Genomic DNA, 23,643 nt, shown 5'->3' with positions numbered 1-23,643 from the left:
GTCTTAGGACTAAGAGTAATATGTAATATATAGGTGTCTAATGTTTTATTTTTTAGTCTGATAAGGACCAAATGTCTGTTCCAATTTAAGCTTATCAGCTTTAGTGGACAAGGTATGTACGAGATAGCTGCCATCTCCCTTTACCTGGAGCCAGAGGTGTTTGTCGGTAGATTTATAGGCGCGGTCTACAATGTCACCAAGTACGACACGATTGGATGGCAATATATCGGTAGCGAATAGGTCTCTAGGCCCTTGATAAAGATGTGTAGAGAGCATTCGCTGAAGTGTTTCAGGACCGGGCTGATCCGCAGACCAGACCACCTGAAACCATATACGGGGTTTAAGTGTACGGATAAAGGTCTCGTTGAGTACGTCCCTTCCGGCGTGATGATTAGCTATTGCTACATCGACTTCACCGATTGAAGGTGCTATTTTGGATTCCATATCGTAGTAACTTGGAGCACCTATAGACGGTACACCGGGGGTGTCGCCACCATGAAAGAACTTAAATCCATTATATTCGATTAGAATGCCGCAACTCACCCCATTCTCTGAAGGGATATAAGAGCTGTTCTCCGCATAGGCGTTGTGTACCTTTCCTGAGGTCCTCTCCCAATAATAACCGTTTGCTGAGATATTTTGAATCTTAAAGCCGGGGTATTTTTGAGCCGCATGTTGCATGCGGAATTGTTTATCATCACCTACTTTAAACCCCTCAACGACCATTCCCTTCGCTTGGCCGCTCTTTAGATAAGTGAAGTAGTTCATTAGCGTTTGATATTCTTTCTTGTTGTTCTTTTCTAAAAATTGGGCTAAATTAAAAGGTACATTGTAGTGAGGATACCCTCTGTCAATAAGTTTCTTAAATTGGATTTGTTCACCTACACCAGTGATTCCTGACAGCAGATAGTCACCCAGGATCGATTTACGTGCTCCAGGATAGATCATACCGTAGTGGTCGTCGTGAAAATGGGTAATGAAAGCGTAGTCGACCTGTTTTTTATTTGTATTAGGGTTAATCTGTTCAATGTAATCTGCGATCCATTGATCGGCAAATTTTGAAGCATTGGGATAAGCTGCCGAGTTACGCGGAGACCATGTTCTGGCATCTGATAGATCAAGTTCTCCTGGATCAGTAAGCATTGTCGTGCCGTCAGGCATGATTGTAAATATAGCATCCCCATGGCCGGTTTTGAATATGAGAATATCCAGATTACCATCTTGCCATTGCGGAAGATCCGACTGCGCAACAGCAGCTATTTGTCTGGATAGTAGTATGCTAAATAATAGTGTAAGTCGCTTTATCATTTTCTATTTAATTGTAGATCCATAATTTGTGCATGATATTGTCTGTCTTCATACCCTGGCGCGCTAGAGCCTGTTCGAAATTGACCGTATTGGTGTTCTGCTCCGATAGCGGATACATCATGCGGTAGGGCATGCTCGATGTAGCCTGTCCCTCACCAAAGGTTAGCTGTGGATAGCCTGTGCGGTGGTACTCAAATAGGGGTTCAAAATCTCCTTGGTGGTAGAATAGGATATAGCGCTGTGCATAGACTTGTTGTAGTGCTTTTTGAACATCCTGTGCTAAAGGGTTGTTTTGTAAATAGGAGGCGGACTCTGTGGCAATTCCATAATGTTCAAAAGATGCTTTTATGGCGTTTGCGTAGTAGTTTTCCGTACTGCTGAACCATCCTCTTAATCGAGCTTCTTCCAGTAATAACATCAATTCGGTGTAGCTAAAAGCTAGAGATGGCTTACCAACTTCAGATATGGTGTAGTTTTGAACATGAATACGGCTGTAGTTTCCCGTTGATGCGAGTTCTGTAGCTTTTGGCATTGATAAGCTGCCATCGATACCTTGGTAAGCCTCGAAATCTTGGGCCGTCAATCCTTTATCCAATGAATTCTGTGCAGGTTGCGCATAGAAAAATAGGCGTGGATCCTTCAGGGATTTCATTAACTCAGTAAGCTGTTTTCCCATAAATCGCTTGTTTTGCACATTGTAATCATTATACATAGGGTAACGGATAAATTCATAATCGCTGTAGGCCATTTTTACCTCATCTTGAGTACTGCTAAATACGGGGTACTGTCCTGGATTACTGATGATTGTTTTGAAGCGTTCTCTAATGTTCAAATCTGTATCGGACTCTCTGTTAGAGCTTGCTAATAAGACTTTCAAAGCAAGTGAGTTGGCAAGTTTCTGCCATCTCTTTAGATCCCCCTGATAGAGTATATCTCCATTGACACGGCTCTGGGTTTGAGACAAGATGCTATTCGCCGTTTGTAACTCAGTGAGTATGCCCAGGAGCACATTTTTTTGCGTGTCGTAGGCAGGCGAGAATACAGGATTGCCTGTTTGTTCGCCAGCTAGGGCTTGCGAATAGGGGATATCTCCGTACATACGTGTCAGGTAAAGGAAGTTATAGGCGCGAAGGATATGTGCGATGGCTTTATCTGCTTCAGTCGCTGTAGGTGTAGTTAGGATCTTCTGTACATCGCGAAGGATATTAAATTCATCCCAGTTACCATTGCTCCATTCGTAGGTCTGGAATGCCTGTCTATCGGATATGGCTGTATTATGGCGCATCGTCAATCCTGGTTGCCAAGGATATCTGTTCTTAAAGCTTTGGAATATGACATTGGGCAAGATCGCCTGCGGTTCTACTACGGTAGGCCTGTTTGGGTCTAAGTTGTATTTTTCGACATCACAGGATAAAAAGGTACTCCCTACGAACAGGCCAGTAAGTATATATTTAAATGTTGCTTTCATATGTGTATAATTATTTATGCGTGTTTGTTTTCATCGGTATAAATGAGCTCGTTTCACTCGGTTTATTTTTTAACGTCCATATGGAATATCCAAATTACAGTATGCAAGAATTGTTGTAATTAGCGTGCATGCTGCTTCGCGGTCATTTGTGTTTGTGCAGTTACTGCTACATGGATATTTCACGGTTGTTACGATTAGAATTTTAAATTGACATTAAATCCGATGTTACGGGTAGAAGGAAACTGTAATTGATTCCCGACTATTCCGCCATTGCCAATATCAGGATCTGCAAAAGGAAAGTCACTTATCAAAAATAGGTTAGAGCCGATTAGGCTAAAAGAACCTCCTTTGAAGAATCTGCCCAACTTTTGAACTTGTTGCGGTGTCAATGTATATCCTAGTGCCACCTCTCTCAGTTTTAGGAAGGATAGGTCATGGACGTTAGATTCGCCATTTAGTCTATACCAATATTGCTCTACAAAGTCTTTGTAGGTAGTACCATAAGAGTTGGTTACGTATCCTTCAGGAGTAGCATTGACTCCTTCTGCAATATATTTTTCGCCTCTATTATAGGCTTCACGCTCTGATCCGACCGATTCTGGGTGAGCACCAGAGTACCACATCTGACGGTTTAGGTTGGCTTGATCAATCCCTCCAATACGGGCTTCCCATAAGAAGGAGAGATTCCAACTTTTATCAAAGGTGAAATTATTGGTCCATCCTAAGGTCCAGTCGGCCCCAGTGTGTCCTAGATTTTTAAGGGTATTATCTTTTACAGGCAAGCCGTTTGCGCCAATTATAAGTTGTCCATCCGCTGTCTTCTGCATGCTATTGTTGGTGAGGTAAGAGTCCATACGTTCGCCAACTTTTATACCCGATAGATTGTCCATGCCACCGTGTACGGCATCCAGTATGGTCCGATTAGTACTCCAATTGAATATGGTATTCCATTTCAAACGGGAGGATAGGTCTAGGTTCAATCCCGCGGTCAATTCCAGGCCGTGTCTTTTAAAACGGTTGCCATTGATCTTATACTTCGCAAATCCCGAAGCTAGCGAGGCTTCCTGATCGAAAATAGATTCTGAATCGATGTATTGATAAGCGGTAGCGTCAAAAGTCAACTTATTACGGAAGAAGGATCCACTCAATCCGACTTCGACACCATTGGTCATCTGTGGTGTCAGAAGCACATTACCTAAAATATTGGAGTAACTTACCGAATTTAAACCATTGTAGGTTATAGCTGGGTTATAGAATGTCTGGTATTGATAAGGTGCTAAATCAGCACGTACCTGAGCCCAAGAACCTCTAGCTTTCAGGAAATGACTACTCGGCATCTTAAGTAGATTGGAAAGGATGACTGATCCTGATACAGAAGGGTAAGTATAGGTATTGTTATCAATCGGTAAGGCGGAGGATTGATCGATTCGCTCAGATAATGTCAAGAAATAATTGTCATCGTAACTCAAATCCACAGAGACAAATGCGGAATTACGAGCGTATTCTGTAAGGTTGTTTTTTGCCAATACGGGGCCTGCCGAGTTTGCCAGGTTATAGATATTCGGCACCTGTAGTCCTTGGGTTTTTGATTCTTGCCAGTTTGACTCCCTAAAATTGATAGAAGCTCCTATAAACCCGTCTATAGCAAACTTGCCAAATGTCCTGTTATACTTGACGAATAGGTCGGAATTGTATTCATAGAGATTGTCGTTTTTTAATTCGTAATTTCCTTTTATGGCATTAGCACCGATAAAATCAAAAGGATATTTCATGGCCGCAGTCGAACCGATAATTTCTGCACTTTGACGCAGATTGATTTCCCAGTTGTCATTCAGCTTGTACTCGCCACTGACTACACCGAAGAACTTGTTACGGCGCAGCGATTGGGTTTGTTCATAAGCCATGTAGTAAGGATTGTTGATCCACGAGTAGTTGAAGTATTTCTGCTCGTAACCTTCTCGGCCAGGTAGCCAGTAGTCTTTGAAATCACGCATGTCGACATCCTTACCAGCCCATATCAACATGCCATATAGGATATGCGTATTGCCGTATGTTGTTCTAGGGAAGTTGGGCGAATTTTGATTATTGTATTGGAAGGAAGAGTTAACCTTGAACTTATCCGTAATCTGTGATGAAGCATGTAATGACGCGTTGTAGTTTTTGAGTTCCGTACTTGGTACTTCGCCATTGGTGTAATCATACCCTAATCCTAAACGTATATTGCTACGATCAGTAGATTTGGATATGTTCACATTGTTGCTCAGGGTATAGCCGTTTTCCAAGAAATTTTCTAGGTTTTTACGACCTCTGGATACAAATGGGGTCGGGATACGATTACCCTGCGCATCGAGTGGGCTATCCCATTGGGGTGTTTCCCAGTAGCCACTTGCCGTGTTCGGGTCTTTTTGGTCGAGTTTTGGTCCCCATACAAAGTCGTTGTCAAAAGTACCATTGCCCATACCATCGAAATAAGCGTATTTACCCTGCTCACCGTTACCATAGCTATTTTGTGTTTCTGGAAAGACGATCCACCCAGCTCGGAATATAGATTTTTGACTGAATTCTACAGCCGTTTCATTTTCTCCTTTTTTGGTCGTGATCTGGATGACGCCATTTTGCCCCTTAGATCCGTACAACGAAGAACCTGTAGCTCCTTTTAAGACTGTAATATTGGCAATGTCATCTGGATCGATATCATACGTGTTGGAGTTTACCGGAATTCCATCGATTACGATCAATGGTTGACTACCTCTAAGACTGATTTTAGTCTCTTGCATAAGGTTAGGCGAGTTGAATACCGTTAAACCGGCAACTTTACCGCTGAGTTGTGAAGCAAAGTTGTTGCTCGGAATGCTCGTTAGGTCCTTGCTTTTTATTTCCTGTACGGCATAACCCAATTTTTTACTATCTTTTTTGATCCCTAATGCAGTGACCACTACCTCTTCCAGATTTTCGTTATGTGCCTGCATGGTCACATGTAGGTTAGAGTTGCCATTGAGGTAAGGCGTCAAGTTGTGTATGGTGATCGGTTCGTAGCCCATGTATTTAAAACTCAGTTTATCGGTTCCATTAGGTAGATTAAACTTGAAGTAACCATTGGCATCCGTGCTGTAATTTGAGCCATGACCTAAAGCAGTAATCGATACTTGTGCTAGTGGACCGTTTTTGTCTTTAACATAGCCTTGGATTACCACCTGCTGTTTGACGACCTTGGGACTGATGACAATATGTTGCCCCGAAACTTGGAAATCATAATTTGTTGCTTGGATCAAGGATCGCAATACTTCATTCAGCGAACCACTTTTTTGAATGGAGATGTCTTTTCTTGTGTTTATTTGTTCGGCGTTGAAGACAAAGTTATATCCTGTTTGTGCTTCAATTTGCCGTATTGCCTCCTGTAGAGATTTATTGGAAATATTTAATGATATTTTAGTCTGATCGATCGTGTCCACGGCGCTCCGTATCATTGAAGGGGAGCTTGCTTGGATGCAGTATGGTACCGCTTGGAGTACCCAAGTCGCTAATATTGTTCGGTATAAGAAATGCTTATTAACTTTCATTGTAATAGTTGATTCTTTTTGAAGCGATCCGAAGTAGCGGTCCTTTTTAGGGATTGTTTGCTTCGGATAAATTCACTAATTTTGAATTAATACGGTCTTAAGTATTTAATGCTATGGGAGGCGACACCATAGGATTGCAGCTTATGGTATCTTAAAGGCTTGGCACTATGCCAACGCCTTTTTTTGTTTGATAGAGTTTACATTTTACTTATTATTTCGGAGTTATATACACTTTATTGGTTTCGATTCTATAGTTGATTTTGATGGTTTTGCTTACTAGAGCTAGTATCTGATCCAGATCCATATCTTTAAATTCAGCTGTAAGGGCACCATTTTGTCGGATTCCGGGAGTCACATGTACTTCGATACGATACGCTTCTGCCAACTGTATGCCCAGCTGCTCTAGGTTGGATGCTAGGAGTTTTATATGTTTTTTTTGCTTGTTGTTTGTATTAACCTGTCTAATAGCTGAAATTTGCGTTTTGTTCTCTGTATGTACCAATTCCTGACCGGCTACAAGGGTATAGGGCTTATTGCCTGTGGTATTATTTAAGCTTACAGCTACTTTGCCTTCGTCTACATGTACTTTTTGATCTTTGCTACCCCTGATATCGCGTACGGTAAAGACGGTGCCCAATACCTGTACACTTAGATGAGTACCTTTGACGGTGAATGTTTGTTTCATTTTGCGGGTCACCTCAAATCTGGCTTCACCTACTAGCGATACTAGGCGATCAAATTGATCTCCGGTTTGTTGCCAAGACAAAGAGGAGTAAGGTTCCAATGTGACGATACTGCTGTCAGGAAGTGTAATACTACGTGAGATCGCAGAAGTGACTATATGATATTGGTCTATTTTTGGAGTAGACTGATAGCCGATAAAATAGACTAAGGCAGAAAACAGAACGGCTATTGATGCGGCAGCCTGAAATCTTGCTTGTTTCCAGAATGGTAGTGTACGGATCTGTTGCGATTGTGCAATGCGTTCGAGTATGCGACTTCGTCGTAGCTCGTGTGCGCGAACCTGTGCTGCTGTACGTGGTAAGGTAGGTGTGTGCCGCCATACTATTCGTAAAACGGATTTCTTAATATCTTGTCTTTTTTTGTTATTCATCTATAAGGATGACAAAGCCAATGGCCTTTTCATCCTACATAGTTGCGTTAAGCTTGGGTTAAGAAATAATTAAATTGACCAAAGGTCAATAGTGCAGCGATAAGATGCCGTGAAATATGTAAGCGAAGTTGTTGATAGCTGTTGCTGAGATGGTTTTTTACGGTGTGAGCAGAGATGCCCAAACGGTTCGCTATTTCTTCATTGCTTAATTGCTCATACAGTTTGAGTTCTAGTACGAGACGTGTCTTTTCAGGCAAAAGAGGTAAAAAATAGGATATGAGTTCTTCACGCCTATTGGACTCTTCCAAAGGAGCCCCTTCAACAATAAGATCCTGCTCTCCTGAAAAGAGCTGTTCTCTTTTCAGTCGGGCAAGTTGTTGTTTGATAAGGTTGATACTTTTATTTTTTGATAGCCTGTATAACCAGGCGGGTAGGGATTGGATAAGGAAGGAGGTGTCGGCCTCTTGCCACAATTGTACAAAGATATCTTGTGTGATTTCTTCAGCAAGACACTTGTCTTTGAGTAATTTGTGGCAGAAGGAAAATACCTTGTACTCATATCTTTTTAACAGCTCATCAAAAGCTTTTAGGTCTTTCTGAGCTGTTAAATGTAGCAACTGTCGATCATCGCAGGATGTTAGAGAAGTGGACATGTCCATAAAGATTACTTTTTCTTTGGGAATGGATAGTCGGTAGGGTACACAATCATTCCATCTGACTCTCTAATATAAGTGTGGAATCCCTTGACACCTTCTTTAATCTCAATGATACGAGCACCATTTTTATGCCGTAGATAGGTGTTTTCACTCCCAGTGAAACAGCCATAAGCAAGTGCAATACCGTAGTAATCCACCAAGTAATCGTTGACGTGCTCATGTCCTACAAACGTACCGACAACATCCCCTTGGTGAAGCATAGCTTCAAACATACCGGAGTTTATAATCGGGCTTCCTTCTTTTTCATAGCGTACACCGATACGCGAGTGGTTTAGGTTGTTGAATGCTATTTCGTATTCAGGGAATGGGATATGGAAAAAGGCCAAGGCAGGAAGCGTGGTGTTATTTTCTTTCTTTATACGTTCACTTTCGGCGCGATACCAATTTACTTGATTGGCGCCAAACCAGTCGTAGCCTTTGATTTCTTTATATTGGGAATACGCCTTGGAGTCTAAGGCATAAAGGGTAAACTGTGCTTTATTATCTTTTCCGATGATATTCAGACTAGCGTTAAGTACACCGTCCACACCTGGAATACTTGCTGTGTTATTGAGTAAATATGGTTTCCTTGAAATATAGGATGCAACTTCCAGACGTGTCATTTCACTTTCATCGTCGTGGTTACCCAGCGTCACGATGTAGGGGATTTTACGACTGATGACAGTTTGTAATACTTCGTCCCAACCTTGTTTGCTAGGAGACTTGACGACTATATCTCCCGTAAAGACTACGAGATCAGGGTGTTCAGCATCTAACGTAGCTTCGATTGTACGTATGGATTTGATAGAAGGTTCCGCATTGGCTACGTAATGTAAGTCTGTGAACTGGACGATCTTAAATCTGCCGTTAACAAAACGGATGTCCTGCGCCTGTAAGAAGTTTGAAATTACAAGGTAGACAGACAAGAAAGTGGTGGTAAGAAGTGGATGTTTCTTCATTAGGGGATTTAATTAATAGCGATTAAAGAAGTTGCTGCAAAGGTGGAAATCTGATGTTAAGATTAGTTTAATTTGAATTTAAGGAATAGTTAATCTGTTGTTGCAGACAATAGAAATAGAATTAAACATGATGCAGAGAAGGATTTATCGGGGAGATAGGACTTCGATTTATTGCTGATAGATAAAAATTCTATGGAAGATATAGAGCTAATGAAGCAGGAGTCTTCCTGCTTCATCATATTTATGGATTTGACATCTAATATTATTTAAGAAGATAAAGTAATCAAACCACTTTTTAAAATGGATAACTATCGCTTATTTAATCGTCCTTTGAATCGGCTGATGCCGTTTGTAAAGGCTTCGACTACGATTCTTCCTTTCGGAAGGTGCGTTAAGTCGTAGTTGAAAGTAGCATTTTTGACCGCTTTATAGTCGTGTTTTTGCCATAGTACACCATCGACTGTGACTTGTACGGTCAGATCGCTCAGGTTGTTCGATACTACCGTAAGCTGTGTTTGGTCAGTTACCGACCTTGGATATAAGGAGAATGCATGCCTTGCGGTTGTGGTATCCATAGCAAATCCATCCGTGGCTTTAAAACTGAACATCTCACCACTACCGCAATCGCTCTCAAACGCATGGATCAGGTTGCCCTCCATATCAAACAATCGAAGATGACCGTCTCCTTTTTGAGGTTGGGCCCAAAATTGCAAACCGTTACCAGCAGTATCGATTAGCGTAAGCGAATGGTTCCCCCTTGATAGACGTATGGTGTCTGTATACAGTGTTTCTGCAGCTAACTGCGTTGCCATTTTTTGATAAATAGTGTCTTTTTGAGCGTTGATAAGATATATACTGTTATCTTCTGGATTCTTATTCGTGAGCAATTGAAGCACAAATGTAGAAGGGAGTCTTGGTGGTGCCGTAAAAGTGGTTTGTTCATAATTATCGCCTGTCCAAGCATCTTTCTTACCGTTTGGTTTGTTAAGTGTTACATGGAATACGTTTTGGCCATCATTTTCCTGGATTACACCTGGTAACTGGACATCGGCTACCTGATTGAATGGCAGGTTACCTTTCCAATGGAATATTTTGTCTGGAAAACCTTTCGTACCATAGACGATAGTCAAGGAATGCACCGGATCAGCCCCTAGGTTTCTGAAAGAGATTCTTGGACCTGAACTCGCTGGATTCAATCTCGAAAAGCGTTGCTCATCGCTGGGCACCATAATAGCTTCAACGGCAACATCTGTTTTTTGTTTAGGCGCTGAGTAATGGAATAAAAAGGAAGAGATGTTTTCTGTAGCTTGAATATTTCCTGTTGCCACATAAGGCTCCATCATTAGGGAAACTTGATGCTTGCCCGGTTTGGTGAAGATATCGATAATGTCCGGTTTTTGAAGGTCCCCCGGACACCAGTATGCTCGGTCATAGATCCAGGTACCCCCTTGTGGGTAGAGCGGGTTATCACCACACCTTTTCCACATATCTCTTTTATCTACCACTGTGCCATCCAAGGAGATTTCACGCCATCTGCTACAAAATTCGCTGCATCCCCGAGGTCTATCCATGCCGTGCCCAGTGTGTTGTATACGGATACGGCTTAGTACAGCACCCTTTTTCGATTCATAATTTATAGGTAAGAGGTGTTCTTCAATTCTTTCATTAGGATCACCATATTTATAAGCTTTATTCCATAAAGGCTCTATACCGAATGGTTCTACTATTGGCGGGCCATACAAAATGTCAAAGTCAATATTAAGCGCCCAGCCTACCGTTTTATCTTCATAGCCGGTATGTATATATACTATTTCGACACTATCTCGTAATAAGGGAGCAAAATCCGTAACATCTACCTGCCACTTCCAACTCCATCCTTTGTTAAATATACTACCATAAGGTGTTAACATTCTGCCAAGTTCGTAGTTGAGTTCTGGTCCATTAGTACCACCTTTACGACGCAGGATAATGTGGTCTAGGTAATCCCAGTGTGCCGTATTTATGCTGTCGGGACTCCCCAGAGTTACGTGCATTGTCATCTTACGAATGGAAGCATTTTTATCCGGAAAGATTCCCCAAGACGGATAGGGATTTGCTGCAGTGACAGGATCGCATATGATTGTAGTTCGATCATGGGTAGTAACCCGGTTTATCTCTGAATTTTGGGCATGAGCGCCATAAAGCAGCATCAGGAAGGATATAGATAGTATATGTCCTAATTTCATTGATTTAGAATTGTTTTTTCAAATCTACATAAATTTGACTTGTCCCGAAATAAAACAAAAAATCCCCATATTTCTATGAGGATTTCTGTGCGCCCACCTGGGCTCGAACCAGGGACCAAAAGATTATGAGTCTTCTACTCTAACCGACTGAGCTATAGGCGCGGTTTTTTTGTTTATCAAAAGTGCAACGTTGTTCCCTTTTGACGATGCAATTATCGATATTTGTAACGAGAAAACAAAATTTTCTATGCAAAAAATTGAAAATATTATTTTGGATTACGGTAACGTAATTTTCATGATTGACTTCGTGAAGTCACAAGAGGCTTTTACTCAATTAGGTATAGCGAATGCAGGCGAAGTATTCGCTCATCATGGACAGATCGCATTATTCGACGAATTTGACAAGGGAAATGTCAGCTCGTCTGAATTTAGAGATGGCATTCGAAAATTAACGAATAATTTTAAGTTGACCGACGGCGATATTGACGAAGCTTGGAATGCATTATTGATTGGAGTTCCCGATGGTAAGCATGAGCTATTACTGGCGTTGAAAGAAAATTATAGAACTTTTTTACTGAGTAATAATAATGCGATTCATTACGCATATTGTATGGAACATATTCAAGACAAGTATGGGGTTGCAGATAATTCGGCATTCTTTGAAAAGACTTACTATTCCCATTTAGTAGGTATGCGTAAACCAGATGCGGAAATATTCAGATTAGTACTGAACGAGATGGGCCTCGTACCAGATCGTACGTTATTTGTTGATGATAGTCCACAACATCTCGAAGCGGCCGCTACATTGGGTATTCACACCGCTTTATGTTCTGTAGCGAATCCTTTAGATAAAATTGTAGAAGACTGGAAATTGCTTTAAAAACATTTCATATGTTAAGATAAAAAGCATATCTTTGCATCCACAAAGAATTTTGCAAACGGAAGGAGGTATACAGGAACTATGATTATTATTAATGTTAAAGAGGGAGAATCTTTAGATAGAGCATTGAAACGCTTCAAGAAGAAATTTGAGAAGACGGGTGTAGTACGTGAGCTTCGTGCTCGTCAGGCATTCGAAAAGAAATCTGTATCACGTCGCATCCAAGTTAAAAAGGCGATCTACAAACAAGGATTACAGCAGGAACAAGCGTAGTTATTGTTTACAGTATAAAAGAGACCAACTGAATAAGTTGGTCTTTTTTATTTTGTATTGTTTTGCAATAAAAAAGGTTATTTTTTTATTGCAGAGCTAGTTAGAGAAAAAGATTTAAAATAAGTTGATTTTTCTTTTTAAAACTGACTTTAAATTGTATCTTCGTGCTCCGCTAAGGAGAGGTGTCAGAGTGGTTGAATGAGCAGACCTGGAAAGTCTGTATACGGGATGACTGTATCGAGGGTTCGAATCCCTCTCTCTCCGCTGAGACTAAAGAAAAGTCCAACTTTCGTTGGACTTTTCTTGTTTGCAGCTCCTCTATATTCTAGAGCACCAAATTTTCTTACTTCAAGAACGCAGGGATGAGAACCCATAGGGGGGGCAATCCAAAGAAGTTTTAGGCTAGTGTTTGAGGTTCGTGGGATATATTCGAACCAAGAGGGCATCAAAAAAGCCTTCATTTTGTAATGAAGGCTTTTTGAGGGGACTATTTCTATCTAGACATCGATTGAATAACTCCAACATGCGACTTGAACGCAGTCCAAAATGAATTGAATTCATGGTATTGGATATTATATTCTCGACAGGTCTGTTGTACGATGCGATTAATGGCAGGGTAATGTACATGGCTGATTTTTGGGAACAGATGATGTTCTACCTGATAATTTAGCCCGCCGAGGATCCAGGTTAAAACCTTACTTTTAGTAGCAAAATTTGCCGTAGATTGGATCTGATGTATCATCCACTCTTCTTCAACTTTAGATTCATGAATAGTTTTAAACTCTGTATGAGCCACCACATGTGCCAACTGAAATACTGTTGCTAGGCTTACTCCGCATACCGCACCCGCCACCAATAAGCCAATGAGGGTAGGTAGCCATCCTACTAATACAATAGGAACGACAATGAACAATCCCAAATGAAGAAATTTGCTCGCCCAAAAAATAAGCTTCTCCTTGAGTGGAAAGTGGAATTTTTCTGAAGTAATACCCATTTTTTGTCTAAAGTACTTTTCGTAGTCCTGGTAAAATACCCAAGCCAAGTAAGATACTCCGTATAACAACGGGAAATAGAAGCGCTGGTAACGATGATGCTTTTTTAATTCTTGATCATGGTGTATACGCATGAATTTGATTTCAATATCATGATCTTCACCGTCTATATTTGTATATGTATGGTGCGCAATATTATGTTTTAGCTTCCAGAAATAGATATTAGCCCCCAAAAGGTTGAGGGTATAAGAGAGCGTAGTATTCAGATTTTTATTAGAAGAGAAAGAATTGTGCCCAGCATCGTGCATGATGTTAAAGCCAATTGCCGCTAGGTTGAAGCCAAAAAGAATGCACAGCAAAATACTGATAGACCAATGTGGCTGTACAAATACCAAAATACTATATAACGTAACAAAAGTAATTAAGAGAATTGCGGCTTTGATAAAAATCCTTCTATTCCCGGTTTTTTTCTGTAAAGTGTCTTTGAAATAATGGTTTATTTTTTGTTTGAGAGATTTTGAAAACAATGTATTTACATTGCTGAATTTGATGGATTGATTCATTAAATATTAAATGGGGTGTTCATATTGATTGCTAAATTACAGTTTCAAATTAAATTAGCTTTTCTGTAAAAATACATTAAATAAATGGTAATGCGTGAGTTTCTAAGTTAAATGAATGTTAAAAAATTAATTAAATCAAGGTATATATTTTTTTGAGATTTAAATATTTTAGCCTTCCTTTTAGGTTTAGTCTCCTTGTGTTTTCATCTTACATTCTATCTCCTAAATCAAAATGTAGTTCTATTTTGGGATTTATAGTGCTTTTTGATTAAGTTTATACAAGGAGATTTTAAAGTTACCAACCATCTAATCTATAAATAATTTATTAATAAATTATGGCTTACAATATTCCAGAACAATTTCAAGGTCTATCAGAGAAAGAGATAAAACGCTCCCGAGAGGCGTTCGGTTATAATCAGATGAGCAGTATGCGTAGGAGTGGTTGGTTTGAGATGCTATTAGATATTTTCAAGGAACCTATGTTGATCCTATTAATTGCAATTTCTGTTATATATCTGACGATAGGAGATTACGGTGAAGCAGCATTTATGCTGGTAGCTATAGTGGTTGTATCGGCAATTTCGTTCTACCAGGACAATAGGAGTAAGAAGGCGCTTGAAGCGTTGGAAAAATTAAATGAACCTCTAAGTAGGGTAATCCGTGATCGGAAGGTCCTATCGATTCCCACACATGAAATTGCCGTGGGTGATCTGTGCATCACTGAAGAGGGGAAGATTATCAATGCTGACGGTAGAATAGTTCACAGCAATGACTTTTCCGTCAACGAATCGTCCCTCACGGGGGAGAGTCTTTCTGTGTTTAAAAATGCGGAAAGTGAGGATAATAAAGTGTATAGCGGCACGATCGCCGTATCGGGATTGGCGGTATTCGAAGTAGAGAAGATAGGCAAAGAAACACGTATCGGTAAAATAGGAGCTTCAATTGTTGACATCAAGGGGGAGGCCTCTCCTCTACAAGTACAGATTGGCAAATTTGTGAAAACTATGGCTGTTGCAGGTATAGTCGTTTTCCTTCTTGTTTGTATGGTAAATTATTATCGTACCGGAGATGTATTGGTAAGCCTATTAAACGGACTTACTTTAGCGATGTCTATACTTCCAGAAGAGATTCCTGTAGCATTTACGACATTTATGGCACTCGGGTCATGGAAACTTATGCAGCAGGGGGTCATCATAAAAAGAAGCTCGATTGTCGAAACATTAGGTAGTACCACTGTCATTTGTACAGACAAAACGGGTACCATTACCGAAAACACAATGCAATTGAAGCATCTTTATGATTTCCAGTCGGACAAGATTTTTGATGTTCATGAGTTCAATGATGCTAGATTAGGGACATTGATTGATTATGCAATGTGGAGCAGCGAACCCATACCATTTGACCCTATGGAAAAGACCCTGCACCGAGTATATCAGGAGACCAGACCTGAAGACCTTAGGATGAGTTATAGATTATTTCACGAGTACCCTTTGGAAGGAAAGCCTCCAATGATGACGCATCTTTTCGAAAACGATGTCAAACAGCGTATTGTAGCTGCTAAGGGCGCCCCCGAAGCCATTCTTCAGGTCTGTGATTTAAATGATCTTGAGAAAGCAAAAACAAGGTCGGTAATAACAACATTAGGGTTGCAGGGATACCGTATCCTAGGGGTTGCAAAATCGACTTTTCAAGGAGATGGTTTTCCAGACAAACAACAGGATTTTGATTTTGAGTTCTTAGGCTTAGTCGTATTTTATGATCCACCCAAAAAGGGAATTAACCAAGTTTTTCAACAGATTTACGACGCTGGAATTAAGGTAAAGGTAATCACGGGGGATAATGCCGATACCACGCGTAGCATCGCCACTCAGGCTGGAATTCTTAATGCATCCAATGTGCTAGAAGGAAAAGATCTCGTGGATTATTCAGATAGAGAGGTCGAAGAGGCAGCCAGAGAAAATGTGTTGTTTACCCGCATGTTTCCAGAGGCCAAGCTCGCTGTAGTCAATGCCTTGAAGAGACAGGGGGAAATCGTAGCAATGTTGGGGGATGGTGTAAACGATGGTCCCGCATTAAAGGCTGCTCATATTGGTGTAGCCATGGGGAATAAGGGGACAGAGATTGCGAAGGCTGCGGCGTCTTTGGTTATTACTAATGATGATCTTGGCAAGTTGATCGTAGGAATAGCGGCAGGCAGAAGAATATACACTAACATCAAGAAAGCCATACAGTATATTATCTCGATTCATATTCCCATTATCCTTACGGTATCGCTACCGCTTTTCCTAGGTTGGGTATTTCCGCAGATATTTACACCAGTACATGTTATCTTTTTGGAACTTGTGATGGGCCCCACCTGTTCTATCGTGTATGAAAACGAACCCATGGAAAAAAATACGATGCAGACTCCGCCCCGCGACATGACAGATACTTTTTTAAATTGGAAAGAACTTAGTATGAGCGTTGTTCAGGGGTTGATTATTGCGATAGGTGTACTTTTTGCTTACCAGTATACTGTATCACTAGGGGGGAATGAAGAAAAGACGCGGTCAATGGTATTTACCACATTGATTTTTGCGAATATATTATTGAGTTTCGTTAACAGGTCTTTCTATTATAGTGTTTTAGAGAGTTTTAAAAATAAGAATATATTGTTGGTAGCCATTACCCTCTTTACATTGTCGATGCTTCTTGTGATCTTGTATGTTGGCTCCGTATCGGATTTCTTTTCTGTGACGAGTCTATCTATTGATGAGCTCGCTCTTTCGATAGGGATAGCTTCCATTTCCGTGTTGTGGTTTGAAGTCTACAAACTTATAAATAGAAAGTCAAGATAAAACCCGTAGATTAAGGCGCTAATTAAGGATTGAATGCATAGTACTTTCTTCAGGGAATTATGGGAAGTGTCGCAAGAGCGTCCTTGGAGCAATATTGTTTAAGATACATGTCAAAATGGTTTGTTTAGAAGTAAGTGAGCTCCTGAAGAAATTGTCCTGGGATAAGTTTTCACAAACAAAGCTTACCTAACTTTGGTTTAGTATAAAACTAAAATAAATGATCATGGACACAGCAATATCTCAAAAGTTGTCGGTTATTATCCCTGCCTATCGTATGCACACCCAAAGTTTTTTACAGGTATTGAATGGCATATCAGAAGAAGATGCGCTTAAGCGGATAGATGGACGTACCAATCACCTTATTTGGATGACGGGAAATTTTGTCAATATGCGTTACGGCATGGCTCATGTTCTAGGGCTGGCAGATACAGATCCAAATCACGATCTATTCTTCATGGGCAAAGCATTAGACGAGAACAACCGATACCCAACTTTGAAAGAGCTGATGACGAATTTTCATTCTGTCTCTCCTAAGGTATATGCCAAGCTACTATCTGTTACAGATCAGGAGCTAGCAGATTCATTTCCTATGGGTATGGGAATTCCCTTTATCGAAGAAGATAAATTGAACTTTATCGGTATGTGTATTGGGAGAGAAGATTATCTGTGCGGACAGATGGCTTTAATGCGTCGGATATTAAATTATGAAAGCATAAAATACGATCTATTAATTGATCTCGACTATTAAAACTATTAAGATGCCTTTGGATATATTTAGGAAAATAGACTAACTACCAAATTGGACCAAGCTCTCACATTGTGTTTTTAATCGCTGGAGAAACATCGACCAATTGTAGTTACACCATTGATAGTACTCCGTCACGGCACGCCAATCTGAGTGTTTCAGTATTACTGCTGTTTGGTTATTCCGTTCCGAAAGGTCAAACGAAACTCGAGTGCCGATCCATTCTTTGTCGGAATCGACACATTCCCAGTAAATTCGACTATTCTCTTGTAGCTCAATAATTTTCATTTTTGTTATTTCGGCTTCATTAAAGTCGAATTCGTTGATAAAACCCACTTCAGGTTTGACAATGAGTTTTTTTGTCCAGATCTTAGCAAGACCTTCTTCCGTAGTTAATACCTGATAGATCAAGGAAGCAGGAGCCTTTATATAATTTACAAGTTCAATACTCACCATTATTTAGTTTTTTGTGTAAAAATAACGCTCAGTCGGCGCACTAGTTGATATAATTCTTTAATGTAAGCAAATTTAAATACACAGAAACAAAGCCAACTTACCATCTGACAAGTTTTAACTGTTTTTAATTTATTGTCTTTTGATGGATTGTCTTGAAAATTACTATATTAGAGGGATAATCGACCAAAAGCTTTCTGATAGACTGCTTGTAAACCACAATAACTGTTATAGACTAGATGATATTTATAATCGTACTTCTCAGCTTGTTACTGTTGATCGTTAGTATAAGCTATTTTAAGATCAATGCCTTTTTGTCCTTTTTGGTGGTATCTATATTAACAGCTATTGCTCTTGGTCTTCCGCTGTCCCAGATTCCCCAAACACTTGAAAAGGGGATATCTGCCATCATGGGAGGACTGACACTTATTATCGTACTGGGTGCTATGCTCGGCAAAATAATTGCAGAAAGTGGCGCTGCTGAAAATATAGCCGCCGTAATGGTTCGGCTTTTTGGGGTGAAGCATTTACAGTGGGGAATGGCATTTACAGGTTTTATAGTAGGTATACCACTCTTTTATGGGGTTGGTTTTGTACTGCTTGTCCCTTTAATATTTTCGATAGTCTATAAGTATAAGCTATCGGCGGTTTATATCGGATTGCCAATGCTTGCCGCATTATCTGTTACGCATGGATTCATCCCTCCACATCCTTCCCCTGTGGCGCTTGTCGTGCTGTTTGAGGCTGATATGGGACTAACTTTAATTTACGGTCTATTAGTAGCTGTACCAGCTATTATTATCGGTGGCCCGTTATTTGGTCGTACTTTAGGAAAGATCAGAAGTACCGATGCTAATTTTTTTCAACCCGTTCAGCAAAGTACGGTTGAGATTAGATACAGACTGCCAGGTACAGGCATTAGTTTTATTACAGCCCTGTTGCCCGTATTTCTGTTGATACTCTTTACAGTGCTTCCATATGTTATCTCCGAATCAAATAGTCTTGCCCACGAGCTTACTCGTTTTTTTGGTTCACCATCTGTTGTTATGTTGCTGTCTATCATTTTTGCGACATTTACTTTAGGAATTAACCAAGGACGGTCTATTCGCGATGTAATGTCGGTTTATGCTGAGGCTGTCAAAGATATTGCAATGATTCTACTGATCATAGCTGGTTCAGGTGTGTTTAAGCAAGTAATGGAAGAAAGTGGTGTTAGCGTACAGTTAGCACAAAGCTTACAGTCACTAGCTATACATCCCCTGATTTTGGCATGGCTCATTACCGCAATTATTCGAGGTTGTGTAGGTTCAGCTACTGTTGCAGCATTGACTGCCGCGACAGTATTATTACCGTTGACACATTCATCACCTATAGATCCTAATTTAATGGTACTTGCCATAGGAGCAGGGAGCCTTATGTTTTCGCACGTCAATGACGCTGGTTTCTGGATGTTTAAAGAATATTTTGGGCTCACCGTGAAGGATACATTACGCTCCTGGTCGGTGATGGAAGCTATCGTGGCGGTTGTTGGACTTATGGCAGTCCTGTTAATGTCCCTTATTATATAAGTAATAATTCAAAGAAAAAATATAAAGATGATGTATAATGCAGACGAACAATTTGAAAAGTTAGGGTTGTCGTTACCTCCTGCGCCAGCGCCTAAAGGAGTTTATAAGCCCTATGTGATTGATGGTAAGTATCTCTATCTATCGGGGCATGGTCCAGTACAGGACGATGCAAGTTTAATTATCGGTCGTATTGGTCGAGACATGGATGCAGAGGCAGGAAAGCATTCTGCCAGGCAAGTCGGACTGACGATGCTCTCTACAATAAAGACCAACCTAGGATCGCTGAATAAGGTTAAAAGAGTGATCAAAGTTTTGGGTATGGTCAACTGCACTTCCGAATTTGAGCAACACCCGTATATTATCAATGGCTGTAGTGAACTATTTGCAGCAGTGTGGGGGCAGGAGAATGGCATTGGAACCCGTAGTGCGGTAGGGTTCGGATCCCTACCCGATAATATTCCCGTAGAGATAGAGGCTCTTTTTGAACTACATCAGGACTAGAAAATGCAACATTGGTATGAAGTAATAGACGTAGAGAGCATTGATTCACCTGCACTTTTGGTTTATCCCGAACGCATCAGGGCGAATATACAGTTCATCAAGAGTTTTGTTAATGGGGCCTGTAGTCGTCTACGGCCGCATGTAAAGACCAACAAGATGGTTGAGGTTTGTAAGATGATGATTGAAGAAGACATACAACAGTTCAAATGTTCTACAATAGCCGAAGCTGAGATGTTGGCATTGAGCAATGCCAGGGACGTCTTGATGGCCTATCAACCAGTAGGGCCTAAATTAGACCGATGGATTCAACTTATAAAAGCTTATCCCAATACACATTTTTCTTGTATTCTGGACAATGTGACAAGCATAGAAGCCTTAGGGCAGAAGGCTGGCTATGAAGGGCTATCGTTATCCGTTTATTTGGATATCGATGTTGGTATGGGACGTACAGGAGCAGCTATTTCTGATGTTTTTCGGTTGTGGGATAGCATTTGTCAGTATGACAGCTTGCTATTGAAAGGTGTACACGGTTATGATGGACATATCTGCAATCCTGACCAGGACATTCGTCTGCAGGAGAGTGAACTTAGTTATAATGTGTTAAAACAAGCCTTTGACTATTTGCAACAAAGAAATGCACATTCCTTAGAAATGGTCATAGGAGGGAGTCCTTCATTTTCTAGCCATGCTAAGCGTTCGGATGTGGTTTGTAGTCCTGGTACTTTCGTTTTTTGGGATTGGGGATACCGGGAGCGTATCCCTGAGCAGCCATTTGTCTATGCCGCAGTTTTGTTGACTAGAGTTATCTCCATTATTAGTCCAGGTCGTATCTGTGTCGATTTAGGCTATAAAGCCGTAGCTTCAGATCCACCGCTTCCAAGAGTCCAATTTTTAAATGCGGATGGTCTTGAGGTGTTATTTCAGAGTGAAGAACATCTCGTATTATCCGTAGACGATAGCAGTCAATATCCGATAGGTACTGAATTGTACGCTGTACCGACACACATTTGTCCCACTGTCAACCTCTACAGCAGTGTGTCGGTTATACAAAAACACCGTAACAAGACAACATGGCAGGTGGTCGGTCGGAATAGAAAGCTTAATATTTAACTGTATAATGAACAAGAAACAACATTTTTTAATAGACGGACATCTAGACCTGAGTATGAATGCTATGGAATGGAATCGCGACTTGCGTCTATCTATTACGGAGCTTAATGCGCGAGAAGCACATCTGCAGGATAAGCCCGACCGCAGTAAAGCCACAGTAACATTTGAAGAATTGCATCGCGGCAATATCGGTCTCGTTGTTGCTACCCAGATCGCAAGGTTTGTCCAGCCAGGTAGTACACTTCCTGGTTGGTATTCCGCAGCACAGGCTTGGGCACAGACCCAAGGACAATTGGCTTGGTATAGGGCTATGGAAGACGAAGGTCTTATGCGGATGATCTGTTCCGAAGAGCAGCTGGTTCAACACATAAATCTGTGGACGGATGGAACGCCCAACACAGATAAACCTATAGGGTATATCCTTAGTCTAGAGGGAGCTGACTCTTTGGTCGATATAAGCTATGTAGAGAAAGCCTATGCTTACGGTCTTAGAGCTATCGGTCCTGCTCATTATGGCCCGGGGAGGTACGCAAACGGTACAGATGCAAGCGGAAAGTTGAATAGCGAGGGAATTGCTTTACTGCAGGAAATGGATCGTCTTGGTATGGTTCTAGATACTACGCATCTTAATGATGACGCATTTTGGGATGCACTGAATCGCTATAAGGGGCCGGTGTGGGCCAGTCATAATAATTGTAGAGTATTCGTGGATCATAATAGGCAGTTCAGTGATGATATGATCCGAGCATTGATCGATCGGAAGTCTGTAATCGGCGTAGCACTAGATGCCTGGATGATGGTGCCTAACTGGGTACGAGGGCTGTCGACGCCAATAGGTACAGGCTGTAACATGGAAATCATGGCCAATAACATAGACCATATATGTCAGATTGCAGGCAGTACAGATTATGTAGCAGTAGGCAGTGATCTAGATGGCGCATTTGGACGAGAACAATGCCCTTATGATTTAGAAACAATAGCGGATATCCAGAAGATATTTCCTATTCTTGAAAAGAGAGGATATGATGCAGATGACCAAGCTAAAATAGCGCATGGCAACTGGCTTCGCTTTATGCGTGCTTCTTTGTAATGCGATGAATACAGAACCAGTTATCCGGGTCGTTTTGCAAAATATCAAGATCCTATAATACCTATTTATTAATTTTACAATAAGGTTGATTAGCTTACTTTTTATTAAAAATGGATATTATCAATGAGATTTACCAACAGGTAGAAAGAGAAAATCTTTGGGACAGATCGATTACAGTAAGACGGAATGAATATTTAAATACGGCAGGCACTATAGATACCAATCTTTATTATATAGTTGCAGGCAGTATGAAGGTATTTATTCTAGATGAAAGTGAAGAGCATATCGTCCGTTTTGGATATAAAAACAACTTTATCACGGCATTAGATAGTTTTATCACGGGAAAACCTACGGATTTTTACATTCAGGCCCTCAAAAGAACAGAACTAAAGGTCATCTCAAAGCACAACTATGTTAATCTCATGAATTCAAATAGCCACTTGAAAGAGCTTTGGAGTATTGTTCAGCAGCAACTCATTGTACAACAGCTGGAACGAGAAAAAGACATCTTGATTTCTTCTCCAATACAAAGATATAATAGGGTTCTACAAAGGAGCCCACAATTATTTCAAGAGGTTCCTAATAAATATATAGCTTCCTATTTAAGAATGGCACCAGAGACGCTGTCGAGATTAAAAAAGTCTTGATTTCGGTCAATGTTTTAAGACTTCTTAATATAGATCTTTGATGAAAAACAAGTATGATGAATGCAGAAGAATTGATCAAGGAACTGACGGATATAACCCGGGATAATATAGTTCGTGTTCAGGCGTTCAAGGACGTACCAATGGAGGCTTTACAATGTAAAAAAGCAGCGCAAAGTTGGAGTGTCTTAGAGTGTATTGAACATTTAAATCGTTACGGCGATTTTTATATTCCGGAAATAGGTAGGCAGATAGCGAAGTCAAAATATGTGAAATCAGGTGTGTTCAGGCCAGGGCTGTTGGGTAACTATTTTTCAAATGCGATGTTGCCACGTCAGAAGCTAAATAAGATGAAGACCTTCCAGAATATGAATCCTCTGAATAGTTCGTTGGAAATAACTGTTTTGGATAGGTTTATTGATCAACAGCAACAGCTGTTGAGGTTACTGCATCAAGCGCAGCACACGGATTTGACAAGAGTAAAGACAGCTATTTCTATATCAAAATGGATAAAACTAAGGTTAGGGGATACGTTCCGGGTTGTTGTTTATCACAATATCAGGCATATTGCACAAGCTGAGAATGTAATAAAGTAAAGGCAGATAAGGCATGTTATCCCTTTCTACCTATTAGCCACGGGGTTGTTTGTGCTGTCTAG

Annotated in this window: 19 protein-coding genes and 2 tRNA genes; 11 read left to right on the top strand and 10 right to left on the bottom strand. The window is 40.6% G+C overall.

Going from position 1 to position 23,643, the window contains the following annotated elements:
• Window positions 1-45: 45 nt before the first annotated feature.
• The 8 genes from G7B18_RS15380 to G7B18_RS15345 form a co-directional block, all read right to left on the bottom strand.
• A complete protein-coding gene (locus G7B18_RS15380) occupies window positions 46-1,308 on the bottom strand; it encodes a hypothetical protein (protein WP_164108508.1) in 1,263 nt (420 codons plus the stop codon).
• A gap of 7 nt (window positions 1,309-1,315) precedes the next feature.
• The gene (locus tag G7B18_RS15375; RefSeq protein WP_164108509.1) at window positions 1,316-2,776 is read right to left on the bottom strand and encodes a SusD/RagB family nutrient-binding outer membrane lipoprotein; all 1,461 of its coding nucleotides are present in this window, start codon (window positions 2,774-2,776) and stop codon (window positions 1,316-1,318) included.
• Between the two features lie 194 nt (window positions 2,777-2,970).
• On the bottom strand, window positions 2,971-6,336 hold the full coding sequence (locus tag G7B18_RS15370) for a SusC/RagA family TonB-linked outer membrane protein (RefSeq protein WP_164108510.1): 3,366 nt from the start codon (window positions 6,334-6,336) through the stop codon (window positions 2,971-2,973).
• Between the two features lie 211 nt (window positions 6,337-6,547).
• Complete coding sequence (locus tag G7B18_RS15365; protein ID WP_164123369.1) at window positions 6,548-7,450, bottom strand: FecR family protein; 903 nt, start codon at window positions 7,448-7,450, stop codon at window positions 6,548-6,550.
• Between the two features lie 47 nt (window positions 7,451-7,497).
• The gene (locus G7B18_RS15360; protein WP_164108512.1) at window positions 7,498-8,109 is read right to left on the bottom strand and encodes an RNA polymerase sigma factor; all 612 of its coding nucleotides are present in this window, start codon (window positions 8,107-8,109) and stop codon (window positions 7,498-7,500) included.
• Window positions 8,110-8,114: 5 nt separating this feature from the next.
• On the bottom strand, window positions 8,115-9,104 hold the full coding sequence (locus tag G7B18_RS15355; RefSeq protein WP_164108513.1) for a metallophosphoesterase family protein: 990 nt from the start codon (window positions 9,102-9,104) through the stop codon (window positions 8,115-8,117).
• Between the two features lie 308 nt (window positions 9,105-9,412).
• Window positions 9,413-11,329 carry a peptide-N-glycosidase F-related protein gene (locus G7B18_RS15350; RefSeq protein WP_164123366.1) on the bottom strand — a complete coding sequence of 639 codons (1,917 nt, stop codon included), beginning with the start codon at window positions 11,327-11,329 and terminating at the stop codon, window positions 9,413-9,415.
• An 88-nt stretch (window positions 11,330-11,417) separates the two neighbouring features.
• Window positions 11,418-11,491, bottom strand: a tRNA-Ile gene (locus G7B18_RS15345).
• Window positions 11,492-11,576: 85 nt separating this feature from the next.
• On the opposite strand from G7B18_RS15345, the gene G7B18_RS15340 reads away from it, so the two are divergent.
• From G7B18_RS15340 to G7B18_RS15330, 3 genes are all read left to right on the top strand, one after another.
• A complete protein-coding gene (locus tag G7B18_RS15340) occupies window positions 11,577-12,209 on the top strand; it encodes an HAD family hydrolase (protein ID WP_164123364.1) in 633 nt (210 codons plus the stop codon).
• A gap of 81 nt (window positions 12,210-12,290) precedes the next feature.
• Window positions 12,291-12,482, top strand: coding sequence for a 30S ribosomal protein S21 (gene rpsU, locus G7B18_RS15335; RefSeq protein ID WP_021069236.1), 192 nt, complete (start codon window positions 12,291-12,293; stop codon window positions 12,480-12,482).
• 176 nt (window positions 12,483-12,658) lie between these two features.
• Window positions 12,659-12,746: transfer RNA gene (locus G7B18_RS15330), tRNA-Ser, on the top strand.
• Window positions 12,747-12,975: 229 nt separating this feature from the next.
• On the opposite strand, the gene G7B18_RS15325 is transcribed toward G7B18_RS15330, so the two are convergent.
• Window positions 12,976-14,037 carry a fatty acid desaturase family protein gene (locus G7B18_RS15325; protein WP_164108516.1) on the bottom strand — a complete coding sequence of 354 codons (1,062 nt, stop codon included), beginning with the start codon at window positions 14,035-14,037 and terminating at the stop codon, window positions 12,976-12,978.
• 335 nt (window positions 14,038-14,372) lie between these two features.
• Here G7B18_RS15325 and G7B18_RS15320 point away from each other — a divergent pair, with 335 nt between their 5' ends.
• Together G7B18_RS15320 and G7B18_RS15315 are read left to right on the top strand one after the other, a co-directional pair.
• Window positions 14,373-16,874, top strand: coding sequence for a cation-translocating P-type ATPase (locus tag G7B18_RS15320; protein ID WP_164123363.1), 2,502 nt, complete (start codon window positions 14,373-14,375; stop codon window positions 16,872-16,874).
• Between the two features lie 223 nt (window positions 16,875-17,097).
• A complete protein-coding gene (locus G7B18_RS15315) occupies window positions 17,098-17,622 on the top strand; it encodes a DinB family protein (RefSeq protein WP_164108518.1) in 525 nt (174 codons plus the stop codon).
• A gap of 39 nt (window positions 17,623-17,661) precedes the next feature.
• On the opposite strand, the gene G7B18_RS15310 is transcribed toward G7B18_RS15315, so the two are convergent.
• Window positions 17,662-18,075 carry an SRPBCC family protein gene (locus G7B18_RS15310; protein ID WP_164123361.1) on the bottom strand — a complete coding sequence of 138 codons (414 nt, stop codon included), beginning with the start codon at window positions 18,073-18,075 and terminating at the stop codon, window positions 17,662-17,664.
• Window positions 18,076-18,311: 236 nt separating this feature from the next.
• On the opposite strand from G7B18_RS15310, the gene G7B18_RS15305 reads away from it, so the two are divergent.
• The 6 genes from G7B18_RS15305 to G7B18_RS15280 all read left to right on the top strand — a co-directional run bounded on the left by G7B18_RS15305 (window position 18,312) and on the right by G7B18_RS15280 (window position 23,581).
• Window positions 18,312-19,640 carry a gluconate:H+ symporter gene (locus G7B18_RS15305; protein ID WP_164108520.1) on the top strand — a complete coding sequence of 443 codons (1,329 nt, stop codon included), beginning with the start codon at window positions 18,312-18,314 and terminating at the stop codon, window positions 19,638-19,640.
• A 27-nt stretch (window positions 19,641-19,667) separates the two neighbouring features.
• Window positions 19,668-20,141, top strand: a complete 474-nt coding sequence (locus G7B18_RS15300) for a RidA family protein (RefSeq protein ID WP_240452876.1) — start codon at window positions 19,668-19,670, stop codon at window positions 20,139-20,141.
• 3 nt (window positions 20,142-20,144) lie between these two features.
• Window positions 20,145-21,251 (top strand): D-TA family PLP-dependent enzyme, encoded by a 1,107-nt coding sequence (locus G7B18_RS15295; protein WP_164108521.1) that lies wholly within the window; start codon window positions 20,145-20,147, stop codon window positions 21,249-21,251.
• Window positions 21,252-21,258: 7 nt separating this feature from the next.
• Window positions 21,259-22,341, top strand: coding sequence for a dipeptidase (locus G7B18_RS15290; protein ID WP_164108522.1), 1,083 nt, complete (start codon window positions 21,259-21,261; stop codon window positions 22,339-22,341).
• 110 nt (window positions 22,342-22,451) lie between these two features.
• Window positions 22,452-22,988, top strand: a complete 537-nt coding sequence (locus tag G7B18_RS15285; RefSeq protein ID WP_164123359.1) for a Crp/Fnr family transcriptional regulator — start codon at window positions 22,452-22,454, stop codon at window positions 22,986-22,988.
• Window positions 22,989-23,041: 53 nt separating this feature from the next.
• Entirely contained in the window at window positions 23,042-23,581 is a 540-nt protein-coding gene (locus tag G7B18_RS15280) for a DinB family protein (protein ID WP_205600154.1), read from the top strand.
• Window positions 23,582-23,643 lie beyond the last annotated feature (62 nt).

Source organism: Sphingobacterium sp. xlx-130, assembly GCF_011007405.1.
Classification (GTDB): Bacteria; Bacteroidota; Bacteroidia; order Sphingobacteriales; family Sphingobacteriaceae; genus Sphingobacterium; species Sphingobacterium luzhongxinii.
Note: the sequence above shows the minus strand (reverse complement) of the source record. Positions and strands in the feature narration are given on the sequence as shown.